This window comes from Mesorhizobium sp. M0751 (assembly GCF_040320265.1).
Classification (GTDB): Bacteria; Pseudomonadota; Alphaproteobacteria; order Rhizobiales; family Rhizobiaceae; genus Mesorhizobium.
Genome location: NZ_JAMYPH010000003.1, coordinates 437,244 through 448,203, shown reverse-complemented (window position 1 = coordinate 448,203; position 10,960 = coordinate 437,244). Strand labels below are relative to the sequence as shown.

Below are 10,960 nucleotides of genomic sequence, written 5' to 3'. Positions count from 1 at the left end.
TCGGAGATTTCGCCCCCATGCCTTTCAAATCACTCGATGAACTGCGCGCCGCCTGCCTCGACCTGCCCAGCGGCAGCGACACCGCCGCCAATGCCGTCGCCCGCCGCCAGGACACGCTGACCAAGCCGCAAGGCAGCCTTGGCCGGCTGGAGGCAATAGCCGCCTGGCTGGCGCGCTGGCAGGGCCGCGACATGCCAAAGCTCGACCGCGTCAAGGTCTTCGTCTTTGCCGGCAACCACGGCGTCACCGCGCAAGGTGTGTCTGCCTTCCCGTCGGAGGTCACCGTGCAGATGGTGGCGAATTTCGCCGGCGGCGGCGCCGCCATCAACCAGCTTGCCCGTATCGCCGGCGCAGAGCTGGACGTCATCCCGCTCGACCTCGACCGTCCGACCGGCGACTTCACCCAAGAGCCGGCGATGGACGACGAGGCCTTCCTCGCCGCCGTCTCGGCCGGCTACGACGCGATCAGCAGGGATCTCGACCTTGTCTGCTTCGGCGAAATGGGCATCGGCAACACCACGCCGGCCGCGGCCATCTCGACCGCGCTGTTCGGTGGCGGCGCGGAGCGATGGACCGGACGCGGCACCGGCGTCGACGACGCCGGCCTCGTGCGCAAGATCGTCGCCATCGAGGCCGGCCTGAAGCGCCACGCCACGGCGCTAGCCGATCCGCTGAAGGTAGCGGCGGCCCTAGGCGGGCGCGAGCTCGCCGCAATACTTGGCGCGACGCTGGCGGCGCGCCATCTCGGCGTGCCGGTGCTGCTCGACGGCTTCGTCTGCACCGCCGCCGCGGCACCCTTGGCCGGGCTGCATCCCGCCGGCCTTGCCCACACCATGGCCGCTCACGTCTCAGCCGAATCCGGCCACCGCCGCCTGCTCGAAGCGCTCGGTCTGCCACCCTTGCTCGACCTCGGCATGCGGCTCGGCGAAGGCTCCGGCGCCTGCCTCGCCGTCAACATCGTCCGCTCGGCATTGGAATGCCATGCCCGCATGGCAAGCTTTGCGGAGGCGGGGGTTTCGGAGAAGTAAGCGCTCGCAAAGTTCGGGCTGCGTCGATGAACCAACCTTCACAAATTTTCGGAGACCCCAAACAGGGGCTTCGCGATATTCTTGCTCGGATTATCGGAGATTTCGACAGCAAGAGCGGAGCTTTTGCCGGGCTGAAATACAATTCGCCGTGGATAGTGGCCACGGAGGATTGGGCAGAGCGATCAGGCCATACGGTCGAAGAGCTGTGCGAGATGATTTCTCGATGGCGGATTTCAATCTGCACTGGCGAGAAGACAAATCCGAAAATCGTTCAGACTTTTGAAGATCTTCGCAGCGCGGCGGAGGAATGGAGAACGGAGACAGGCTACCGCGACCCGCCTACACGCCTAACTCCCGAGATGACAAAATTTCCCAACTACAAGGAGTTGAAAGCACACAGCTGGACGCTGTGGAATTCCATGGGGCTGCAGGACTCATCATACGACTATGTTGCTCGGGACCTCAGTTTTCATGGAGCCATCGAAGACGTTTTTGGCCACAGGGTTACAGTGGGAATGACCATCAAGCTGGGGTATGGCGGGCCAATCTGGTTATATTTTCGCTTCCCCTACTATGCAAACGACGAGCCGACGTCCTTCCACCACCCAATTCTGTCGGGTTCGGGAATATGTGACGCGCTTCGGTTGCCAAGGGTTCCTGAACTCGAATGGATTGCCAGCAAAAGCAAAACAAGCTTCACAGAAGTCGAAAGCGTGCTGGCCATAACGCGGGCAACCCTCACCTATCTACGGCCCACCATCCAATAGAAATCAGGCTCGCCGACTGCAACCGGCTGATAGGTGCAACGTGCAAAAACGCCGTCACACGTTCTAGGGTCTTTCCACCAAATCCTGAAGATTTTTGGTGGGTGCGCACAGGATTGAACTGTGGACCCGCTGATTAAGAGTCAGCTGCTCTACCAACTGAGCTACGCACCCACTCGGCCGGCAAAACCGGCGTTGGCGGGCATATAGCCGCCGACATCCGCCATGTCCAGCCCTGCCGATTCATTTCCCGACAAATTGCCCAAGTGCCGCACATGGTCAGATGAAAAGCCTGCCTTCCGCCACCTTGACCGCATGGCCGCCGATGCGGGCGGCCGTCAGTTTGCCACCTTCGACATTCAGTTCGAGGCGAATGCGCGAAGGCCGGCCCATCTCCAGCCCCTGCTCGATCCACAGTTGTGAAACGCCGTCGGTCGGGCCGTCGAAATGCATGATCGCGCCAGCGAACGCGGCCGCCGCCGAGCCGGTCGCCGGGTCTTCGTAGGACGGATTGCCGGGCACCATCATGCGGACATGGAAGGCACTGTCGTGGTGCACGGTCTCGCGGCAATAGACATAGGGGCTGGCGAAGGCCCATTCGCTTTTGCGTGGTGCGAGCTCCGACCACGCCTGGTTGTCCAGCCTGATCCGGGCAGCCGCCTCCAGATTGGCGACGGGGATGGTCACGTAAGGCACTCCAGCCGACCAGAATGAAACGCGGTGGTTCTCGAAGCCGATCTCGTGCGGCCCAAGGCCAAGGGCCGCGCCGATCGCCTCGGGATCGGCCGACAATTCCAGCTGCGCCGGCAGTTTCGCCAGGTCGAACTCGGCAAAGGTCGAACCATCGTGCTTGCTGACAGCGCAGCGCACCGGGCCGATATTCTCCTCGAGCACGAAGATGCCGGCGGCCTCTCCCGCCATTTCGGCGAGCGCTATCGCCGAGCCGACGGTTGGGTGGCCGGCGAACGGCATTTCATAGTCGGGCGTGAAGATACGGACGCGGGCCCGGTGCTTCGGATTATCCGGCGGCAGCACGAAGACGGTTTCGGACAGGTTGAACTCGCGCGCCACCGCCTGCATCGCCGCAACGTCCAGCCCGTCACAGTCGAGCACCACGGCCAGCGGATTGCCGGCCAGCCGGTTGGTGGTGAATACGTCGTAAAACAAGTAATTCCGCGGCTGCATCTCAGTAAGTCCTCTGCCTCATTCCCAACATGAGCGAAATTTAATTTGAATTTTGAACCATAAGGCCTGATTTGTGCACTGATGGGATATCACTGAACATAGGGGTCCGGCGTGGACCAGATTGTCAATCTGCCAAAGACGGAATCCGCTTCCGCCATCGAGACGGCGCTCGGGCTCGACCACCAGGGCCTGAAGACAAAACGCCGTCGCGGTTGGCTTTACGCAGTGTTCGCACTGCTTGCCGTCGCCGCGAGTGTCGTCGGCTACCAGTGGTATGCGGGCTCGCCCGCCAAGATCGAGTATACCACGACACTGGCCGCCATGGCCGACCTTACCGTCGCGGTTTCGGCTACCGGCACGCTGCAGCCCCTCACCCAGGTCGATATTTCCAGCGAACTCTCCGGCGTCGTCCGCTCGGTCTCGGTCAACGAGAACCAACTGGTGAAGAAGGGCGATGTGCTGGCCGCGCTCGACACCGCCAAGCTGGAGGTGCAGATCGAGCGCGCCCAGGCCTCCGCCAAAGCAGCGGCGGCGAGTGTCGAGGACGCCACCGTGACCCTGGCCGAAAGCGAAAAGGCGCTGGCGCGCGCGGCGCAACTGACCAAGCGCGGCATGGCGACGGACCAGTCGCTTGAAGCGGCAACCGCCACGCGCGACCGCTCGAAGGCGGCGCTCGATATCGCCAAAGCCAACCTCGCCATGGCCAATGCCGATCTCAAGGCGCAGCAGACGGATCTTGCCAAGAGCGCCATCTACGCTCCGATCGACGGCATCATACTGACGCGCTCGGTCGATCCCGGCCAGACGGTCGCCTCGTCGCTGCAGGCGCCGGTGCTGTTCGTCATCGCCGCCGATCTGAAGAACATGGAGCTGAAAGCTGCGGTCGACGAGGCCGACATCGGCGCCGTCAAACCCGGCCAGCATGCGCGCTTCACCGTCGATGCCTTCCCGGAACGGCCGTTCGACGCCGAGATCCGCGACATCTCCTACGCTTCGGTCACCACCGACGGCGTCGTCACTTACGATGCAAGGCTGGATGTCGACAATAGCGAGCTTTTGTTGCGGCCCGGCATGACTGCCACCGTCTCGGTCGTCACCAAGCAGGCCAAGAACGTGCTCACCGTGCCGTCCATCGCCTTCCGCTATCGGCCGGCGCAGACGGCGGAGCGCGGCTGGAGCCTCACCGACGTGTTCACCGGCCGCATGGGACGCCCCGGAGGCAACCGCCAGCGCCAGGCGGCGACGAAGCCCGCCGACGGCTCGCGCACGCTCTACGTGCTGGAGAATGGCCGGCCGCACCCGGTCAACGTCAGGGTCGGCTCGACAGATGGCGAACTGACCGAGATCGTCTCCGGCCTGGAAGAAGGCGCGCAAGTCATTACCGCCTCGCAGCAGCGGAGCTGATCGTGGCGTCGGGCGCGACCCTCATCGGCTTCGACAAGGTCTGGAAAAGCTATGGCCAGGGCGAGGCCCGGGTGCATGCGCTGGCCGGCGTCGACCTCGCCATCAGGCGTGGCGAATTCGTCGCCATCATGGGCCCGTCCGGCTCGGGCAAATCGACGGCCATGAACATCATTGGCTGCCTCGACACGCCGACAGCCGGGACCTACAGCTTCGAAGGCATCGACGCCGGCCGTCTCGACCGCAACCGCCGCGCTCAGCTGCGCAACCTCTATGTCGGCTTCGTCTTCCAGGGCTATAATCTCTTGCCGCGCACCACGGCGGCCGAGAATGTCGAACTGCCGCTGATCTATCGCGGCGTCGGTGCCCGCGAGCGTCGCGGCCTTGCCATGCAGGCACTTGCCGAGGTCGGCCTTGTCGGCCGCGAGCATCATACGCCGGCCGAGCTGTCCGGAGGCCAGCAGCAGCGCGTGGCGATTGCCCGCGCCATCGTCACCAGGCCGACGCTGCTCGTCGCCGACGAGCCGACCGGCAATCTCGACACCGCCCGCACGCACGAGATCATGGAGCTCCTGACGCAGCTGAACAGCGAGCTCGGCTTGACTATCGCCATGGTCACGCACGAAGCCGATGTTGCCGGTTATGCGCAGCGCACGATCCGTTTCCTCGATGGCCATGTCGCCTCGGACACAGCCAGTCTTGAGATGGCCTAGCCGTGATCTGGGAAACCGTTCGCCTCTCGCTCCGCTCCATCCGCCGCAACGTGCTGCGCTCGTTCCTGACACTGCTCGGCATCGTCATCGGCGTTGCCGCCGTCATCGCCATGCTGACCATCGGCTCGGGCACCACCGAGAAGGTCAAGTCCGATATTTCCAAGCTCGGCAGCAATCTGCTCGTCATCCGTTCCGGCCGCCCTGCCGGGCCCGGTGGCCCGGGAGGGCTCGATCAGGTGGTCCGGCCGCTCGGCGACAAGGACCTCGCAGCGCTTGTCGCGCATCTGGACGGCTCGCGCGCCATCTCGCCGGCGTCGCAAAAGCAGGTGCGCGTCATTTTCGGCACCGAAAGCCTGACTTCCGGCGTCACCGGCACCGACAGCGCCTATCTCGATGCTCGCGACTGGAAGCTGGTTTCGGGCCGCCCGTTCAGCGATTCGGAAACCCGCTCGGGCACCGGCGTCTGCCTCATCGGCGAGACGGTGCGCCAGCAGTTCTTCGGCGCCGGCGACCCCGAAGGCGAGATCATCCGCGTCAACCGCACCTCCTGCAAGATCATCGGCTTGCTCGAACCGAAGGGCTATACCGGTTTCGGCCAGGACCAGGACAATGTCGTGCTGATGCCGCTCGCCGCCTATCAGCGTCGCATTGCCGGCAATCGCGACATCGAATCGATCTATGTCGCCGCCGACGACCATACGCCAACCACGGTGCTGCAGCAGCGCGTCGAGGACATCCTGCGCGACACGCGCCGCATCACGCCCGACCGTGACGATGATTTCTCGATCCGCGACATGACCCAGATCGCCGACGCCATGGCCAGCGCCACCACCACCATGACTGGCATGCTCGGCGCCGTCGCCGGCGTCAGCCTGCTCGTCGGCGGCATCGGCATTATGAACATCATGCTGGTGTCGGTAACCGAACGCACGCGCGAGATCGGCATCAGGCTCGCCATCGGCGCCCATGAAAAGCACATCCTCGTCCAGTTCCTGGTCGAGGCGACGGTACTGTCGCTGCTTGGCGGTATCATCGGCATCCTGATCGGCCTGGCGCTGGCCGGCCTCGCCTCGGTAACGCTGACGATCCCGTTTGCGCCAAGCCCGGCGGTCATCCTGCTTGCGGTCGGCTTCTCCGCGCTGACCGGCATGGTGTTCGGCTTCTTCCCGGCGCTGCGCGGCGCGCGGCTTAACCCGATCGACGCGCTGAGGCACGAGTAGAGCGTTGCAGCAAATGTCGCCTCGCGACGCTGCCAATTTTATATGCAACCTGCCCTTGTCGCAGCATAATCTGCAATGATAACAATGCTGTTGGGGGACTAAGGGGGAACAATGGATGAGCAAGAAAGGGCGACTGGCTCTGGCGATTGTGATCGTCGAATCCGCCTTGGCAGGGCTTTGGTGGAATTTGATCCGTTATGGAATGGACAATCCCGATCGCGTCACCGCTGACTTCCAGCAGGTAATTGGGCAGACGATGGGAACGGCGATGGGGGCGCTCCTGGGTCTCGGCGTGCTGTTGTATTTTGTCGCTGGCCGTAGCGACCGCAAGGCTATTGAAGGCAGGTGGCGACGTTAGAGTCGGAATCCTTGCCCGCAAAGTGCCATTCGATCAGCGGTCTCATATGCGGCATCAAGCCGTCCGGCAGGTCGGCTGCATTGCGGATGATGACGGGGCCTTCGATTTCAGGCTCTGCCTCGGCCGCGACGAAAGCGCTGATCCGCTGTGCCAGGTCGTCGGCGGAGACCCTCTCGCGGTAGCGGCGAAAGATCACAGTGCCGCTTGTCGTCGACAGGGCGTAATGGCGCCTGCCGCGTGTCGCGCCTGACAGGTCGAGGCCGGTCTCTTCGCGCACCTCGCGGATCATGTTGAAGTCGACATCGACAAGGCCGTCGCGGAAATCGGTTGGCTCGAACGAACCGGCGGCGAAGTAGACGCGCCCGGCATTGACCGTATGCGGCGCCATGCGGATTGCCACCAGCGCATTGTCGCCGGCGACCAGCATGGCATGGGCATAGGCATGCTCGGCCCCGGCCACCTGTCGATTGCCGCGCCAAAGCATGAAGGTCGAATAACGCACCGCATGGCAGCGGCCGACGAGGCGATTGTCGCGATAGCTGAGTGCGGAAAGCAGCACCACGGTGCCGTCGAAAAGCGCCGGCCTGGCTGCGGTCTCGCGCCGCCAGTTCGTGGCGATCGCCTCGGCATTATCGCGTTCGAACGGATGCGGCCCGGGATCGAGCCTGACGTCGATGGCATCGACGGGCAGGATGACGTTGCGCGGCAGATCGAAACTCACGCCTATCTCACGCCATGTCGAGGGCAATTGCTACCGGGCAATGGTCGGATGCCTTCGGCCGGTCCCACCCGGCGCGTGGGAACCGCTCGACCTCCTGGCCTGCCGGAAATATGGTGCGCCAAGGCTGGCCGTTGCGGATGATATCGGGAACGGCGGTGGCGTTCTGCCTGGCTAGCGCCCTCGACAGAAGGATGTAGTCGAGCTGGCAGAGATGCCGCTCTTCCGGTCCGCGCGTGTGATAGAAAGTCCAGCGGTCCATTTCCGGTCGCCGCTCGATCGCATTTTCGCAAAAACCGCCGGCAGTGAGCACGTCGATGCAGGACCGGGTCTCGTCGATCACTTCGAAGCGATAGCCGTCGACGACATCGCCCGTAATCTTCACGCGCTGCCGGTAGTCGTTCATGTCGCCGCAGATTGCCCAGCGCTTGTCGGCGGCATGATCCTTGCCGAAGCGCTCCTCGATGATCCGGCGCACCGTTTGCGCCTCGGCGATGCGCAGCGGCATTGTCGCCTCGCGGCCGTCGAGGCCGTTACGGGGAGAGCCCATCGACTTGAAATGCACGAGATAGAGCGTCAACGGCGCGCCGGCCACCGTCAGATCGATTTCCAGGCAGTCGCGCCGGAAGATGCGCTCATTGGCCTGGTGACCAAGCGCTGCCAATTCCGCCGTGTGCAGCCCGAATTGCTCGAACGTGACATAGGCGTAGCTGGTCATGCGCACGAATTCGATCGGCTGGCCCTGGGCGGTCTCGTTGCGCATCATCACGGCGACGTCGATGCCGCGCGAATCATTGCCGGCGGTGGTGTATTTCTGCCGGTAGCCTTGCCCCACCATCTTGAACAGATAGCCATATTCGAAGGCCCTCAGCGCCTCGATATTGTCGACCTCCTGCATGCAGATAATGTCGGCGCGGGTGGCCGCGATCGCCAGCGCCGTCAACTGGCGCGTGTCGTCGGACTGCGCGATCGCCCGCGCCTGCTCGAGCATCTTGTATTCGGCCTCGCTCTGGATGTCGAAAAGCGCCAGCGTGCGGTCCTCGTTGAGCTGATTGCGGTATCCGGAATAATCAAACCTGTTCATCAGGTTTTCGACGTTAAAGGTGGCAAGGCGCAGCGACATGGCTTTGACCTTTGCCCGCAAGCGCGCCCGAAAACAAGTGCGCAGAAACCAAGCGGCTCTGATTGATCGCGCGCTCGCCATGGTTGACGGAACCTTTTTGTTCATCTTCCGTTCAGATGGAAAGTTCCATCAATAGGCCCTTCCCCCGGGGTATTTTGGGCGTGGGGCCTGAACCTTCGGAGAGTGCGATGAAACCGCTCTTTTTATCTTCCGTCGGATCCGGGCTGATGGCCCTCGGTCTGATAGCCGGCCTCTCGGCCCCCTCGCTTGCAGGGCCGATGCCCAAACTCCTGCTGCCGGTGGCGGGCAATGCCGCCGACATCGTGCAAATTCGTGAAGATTGGGCAGGCGGCAATGACAGGCAGATCTGGCGTTGGCGCAATCGCGGCTTTCGGCAATGGCACGGCGACAATGATTGGAGATGGCGGTCCAACAATTTCCGCGGCCGTCATTTTTCGAGACACTGGGACAATGGCGGCTGGGACGACAGCTGGCGCTGGCGCCACCATCGCCGCCATTACCGCCATTACCGCGGCGGCTACTATGATGATGGTGCGGGCGCCGCGATTCTTGGCTTGGGCCTGGGGCTCGGCCTTGGCAGCCTGTACAACAGCTACAACTACTACGACGCGCCGCCACCGCGCCGCTATTATCGCGCAGGGCGGCTGTCCAGTGCACATGTGCAATGGTGTTACAATCGCTACCGGTCGTACCGCGCCTGGGACAATACCTTCCAGCCCTATTACGGGCCGCGCCAGCAATGCTACTCGCCCTATAGGTAAGCAGGCCGACAACAAGCATCATTCGGCGCCGTGCTTCGCGGCGCCTTTTTCTTCCAGCCAGGAATCGCGAAAATCGCCCAGTCTCACTGGTGATAACGCTATTTTTATCAGGCAGGTCTAATAATCCTCCCGATCAGAACGCCCGAGACGCGAAGATGGCTGGATTGCGTGCAATGGCCGAGGACGAACAGAGGGACAAACGCCGGCAGCGCGTCTTGAAGGGCGCGACGATCCTGACCGGCATGAGCAATTCCGAGGTCACATGCACGCTGCGCAACATGCATGCTGGCGGCGCCGAATTGAAGGTCTCGATCGACGCGCGCGTGCCCGATGAGTTCCTGCTCTATGTCCCGACCGACGGTATTGCCTACAAGGCGGTGGTCCGCTGGCGCCGCGAGGACCGCATCGGCGTGATGTTCACCGGCACCCAGCCAAAGCCCAGTTGGCACTACGGCTGATATCTCCCGGCGCTATCCGGGTGGCAGGACTTGCAGTGTCTGCTCGTCAAACAGCGGCTCATCCTGGCCGACGCGAACGAATAGAAGCTTTCGCAGTTCGGGTGATTGCACCTCGAAATACTGAATGCCGTCCGGGGCTTCGCCCCATTCGCCGCAAGGCGGTTCGCCGACCTCGTCAGGGTTGGCGACGGTCTTCAATTCCTCACGATAGGCGGCATCGGGACTGAAAACATACCGGAGGATGCGCGCGGGCGTCGCCCCTTCGGTGTAAGGCATGAGCACGCAACGTGTGCTGATGGCTTTCTCGGTCTTCTGCGTGAAAATGCGCTGCAACGCTGCGTCGGCGACCTCGCCCGGCAGCATATCGAAGACTTCGACGACGGGATCAGCCGGCCCGCCATCGCTGTATTTGATGGCAAGAGCATTACCGCGAAGCTCGAAATGAATCCGGCGAAAACCGAAATCGCAGCGCTGCACCCAAGCAGCCAGCCCGACATCCTTGTCCGCCAGCCGTTCCCAGCTGCATTTGTCGACAGGCGGACGCGACGGCTTGCCTTGGTCGGCACGAACCCCGGTGGCCATGGCCATAAGGACCGGCAGGGCGAAGATGCAGGCCGGCAGTCTCTTGCTATTCATCGCTGCAACCGGTCAAGCTAAAGGCGTCCCAGGCTGAACCATCGGGATTGGCTTTGGTGAAATCGGGAAATTCGGTAAAAATCGCGCCGAAGTCAGGCAACAGCAACCCTGCCGGTGCCGGCGAGACTTCGCGAGAGCTCAACTGCTCGGCACCGCCCGCATTGAACGCATAGACCTGCCCGTCCCACACTCTGCACAGCCCGGTGCCGTCCTCGAGACCCGCCTCGCGATCGTCGTCGGTGCAGGTGTGCCGGATCGTGCCCACAGGAAACGAGTACTTGCCATTGGTCCAGGTGATGTCCGACGGCAGATGAAGGTCGGTGTTGGGCACGATCAGCGAAAAGACCTCTGTCGTCAGCGCAGCCGGCTCGTCGTTGGTTGGCCGGAACTGTATCGTCGCTCCCGAACGCGGCTCTCGATAGGTCGCATGGCTGAGCGAACATTCTGTTGCGTTCGCTGCTTGCAACAGGCTCAGCATGCTCAGAAAAATAGCTGCTGCTTTGCGGATGATCATTTAAGTCCCTTGGAGCAGCATCATTGTGAAGTTTGAGCATCGATGCTTTAGCATGGCCCA

General features: G+C 62.8%; 14 protein-coding genes and 1 tRNA gene. 9 read left to right on the top strand and 6 right to left on the bottom strand.

The annotated features are described in order from the left end of the window. Positions 1-17 precede the first annotated feature (17 nt). Complete coding sequence (gene cobT / locus NKI19_RS07475; protein ID WP_352490264.1) at positions 18-1,028, top strand: nicotinate-nucleotide--dimethylbenzimidazole phosphoribosyltransferase; 1,011 nt, start codon at positions 18-20, stop codon at positions 1,026-1,028. A gap of 26 nt (positions 1,029-1,054) precedes the next feature. Beyond that, on the top strand, positions 1,055-1,795 hold the full coding sequence (locus NKI19_RS07470; RefSeq protein WP_352564514.1) for a hypothetical protein: 741 nt from the start codon (positions 1,055-1,057) through the stop codon (positions 1,793-1,795). 95 nt (positions 1,796-1,890) lie between these two features. Here NKI19_RS07470 and NKI19_RS07465 read toward each other — a convergent pair. Then, a tRNA-Lys gene (locus NKI19_RS07465) sits at positions 1,891-1,966 on the bottom strand. 105 nt (positions 1,967-2,071) lie between these two features. Then, positions 2,072-2,977, bottom strand: a complete 906-nt coding sequence (locus NKI19_RS07460) for a PhzF family phenazine biosynthesis protein (RefSeq protein WP_352490266.1) — start codon at positions 2,975-2,977, stop codon at positions 2,072-2,074. A gap of 111 nt (positions 2,978-3,088) precedes the next feature. Here NKI19_RS07460 and NKI19_RS07455 point away from each other — a divergent pair, with 111 nt between their 5' ends. From NKI19_RS07455 to NKI19_RS07440, 4 genes are all read left to right on the top strand, one after another. Further along, positions 3,089-4,381, top strand: coding sequence for an efflux RND transporter periplasmic adaptor subunit (locus NKI19_RS07455; protein WP_352490267.1), 1,293 nt, complete (start codon positions 3,089-3,091; stop codon positions 4,379-4,381). A gap of 2 nt (positions 4,382-4,383) precedes the next feature. After that, entirely contained in the window at positions 4,384-5,091 is a 708-nt protein-coding gene (locus tag NKI19_RS07450; RefSeq protein WP_352490268.1) for an ABC transporter ATP-binding protein, read from the top strand. 2 nt (positions 5,092-5,093) lie between these two features. Beyond that, entirely contained in the window at positions 5,094-6,311 is a 1,218-nt protein-coding gene (locus tag NKI19_RS07445) for an ABC transporter permease (RefSeq protein ID WP_352490269.1), read from the top strand. Positions 6,312-6,426: 115 nt separating this feature from the next. After that, positions 6,427-6,669 carry a hypothetical protein gene (locus tag NKI19_RS07440; protein WP_352490270.1) on the top strand — a complete coding sequence of 81 codons (243 nt, stop codon included), beginning with the start codon at positions 6,427-6,429 and terminating at the stop codon, positions 6,667-6,669. On the opposite strand, the gene NKI19_RS07435 is transcribed toward NKI19_RS07440, so the two are convergent. Together NKI19_RS07435 and NKI19_RS07430 are read right to left on the bottom strand one after the other, a co-directional pair. Next, a complete protein-coding gene (locus NKI19_RS07435; protein WP_352490271.1) occupies positions 6,644-7,390 on the bottom strand; it encodes a hypothetical protein in 747 nt (248 codons plus the stop codon). The two genes, NKI19_RS07440 and NKI19_RS07435, sit on opposite strands and share 26 nt — an antisense overlap. A 7-nt stretch (positions 7,391-7,397) precedes the next feature. Next, positions 7,398-8,510, bottom strand: coding sequence for an endonuclease/exonuclease/phosphatase family protein (locus NKI19_RS07430; protein ID WP_352490272.1), 1,113 nt, complete (start codon positions 8,508-8,510; stop codon positions 7,398-7,400). On the opposite strand from NKI19_RS07430, the gene NKI19_RS07425 reads away from it, so the two are divergent. From NKI19_RS07425 to NKI19_RS07415, 3 genes are all read left to right on the top strand, one after another. Next, on the top strand, positions 8,509-8,646 hold the full coding sequence (locus NKI19_RS07425) for a hypothetical protein (protein WP_352490273.1): 138 nt from the start codon (positions 8,509-8,511) through the stop codon (positions 8,644-8,646). The two genes, NKI19_RS07430 and NKI19_RS07425, sit on opposite strands and share 2 nt — an antisense overlap. A 52-nt stretch (positions 8,647-8,698) precedes the next feature. Further along, a complete protein-coding gene (locus NKI19_RS07420) occupies positions 8,699-9,292 on the top strand; it encodes a BA14K family protein (RefSeq protein ID WP_352490274.1) in 594 nt (197 codons plus the stop codon). Positions 9,293-9,465: 173 nt separating this feature from the next. Then, on the top strand, positions 9,466-9,750 hold the full coding sequence (locus NKI19_RS07415; RefSeq protein WP_352490361.1) for a PilZ domain-containing protein: 285 nt from the start codon (positions 9,466-9,468) through the stop codon (positions 9,748-9,750). A gap of 12 nt (positions 9,751-9,762) precedes the next feature. Here NKI19_RS07415 and NKI19_RS07410 read toward each other — a convergent pair whose 3' ends face one another. Together NKI19_RS07410 and NKI19_RS07405 are read right to left on the bottom strand one after the other, a co-directional pair. Continuing rightward, on the bottom strand, positions 9,763-10,386 hold the full coding sequence (locus tag NKI19_RS07410) for a hypothetical protein (RefSeq protein WP_352490275.1): 624 nt from the start codon (positions 10,384-10,386) through the stop codon (positions 9,763-9,765). After that, positions 10,379-10,900, bottom strand: coding sequence for a hypothetical protein (locus NKI19_RS07405; protein WP_352490276.1), 522 nt, complete (start codon positions 10,898-10,900; stop codon positions 10,379-10,381). The genes NKI19_RS07410 and NKI19_RS07405 overlap by 8 nt, the downstream gene beginning before the upstream one ends. Positions 10,901-10,960 lie beyond the last annotated feature (60 nt).

Excerpts from the sequence above, each read along its gene's own strand:
- cobT (WP_352490264.1), top strand. The coding sequence starts at position 18 with ATGCCTTTCAAATCACTCGATGAACTGCGCGCCGCCTGCCTCGACCTG.
- NKI19_RS07470 (WP_352564514.1), top strand. The coding sequence starts at position 1,055 with ATGAACCAACCTTCACAAATTTTCGGAGACCCCAAACAGGGGCTTCGC.
- NKI19_RS07460 (WP_352490266.1), bottom strand. The coding sequence starts at position 2,977 with ATGCAGCCGCGGAATTACTTGTTTTACGACGTATTCACCACCAACCGG.
- NKI19_RS07440 (WP_352490270.1), top strand. The coding sequence starts at position 6,427 with ATGAGCAAGAAAGGGCGACTGGCTCTGGCGATTGTGATCGTCGAATCC.
- NKI19_RS07425 (WP_352490273.1), top strand. The coding sequence starts at position 8,509 with ATGGCTTTGACCTTTGCCCGCAAGCGCGCCCGAAAACAAGTGCGCAGA.
- NKI19_RS07430 (WP_352490272.1), bottom strand. The coding sequence starts at position 8,510 with ATGTCGCTGCGCCTTGCCACCTTTAACGTCGAAAACCTGATGAACAGG.
- NKI19_RS07420 (WP_352490274.1), top strand. The coding sequence starts at position 8,699 with ATGAAACCGCTCTTTTTATCTTCCGTCGGATCCGGGCTGATGGCCCTC.
- NKI19_RS07415 (WP_352490361.1), top strand. The coding sequence starts at position 9,466 with ATGGCCGAGGACGAACAGAGGGACAAACGCCGGCAGCGCGTCTTGAAG.
- NKI19_RS07410 (WP_352490275.1), bottom strand. The coding sequence starts at position 10,386 with ATGAATAGCAAGAGACTGCCGGCCTGCATCTTCGCCCTGCCGGTCCTT.
- NKI19_RS07405 (WP_352490276.1), bottom strand. The coding sequence starts at position 10,900 with ATGATCATCCGCAAAGCAGCAGCTATTTTTCTGAGCATGCTGAGCCTG.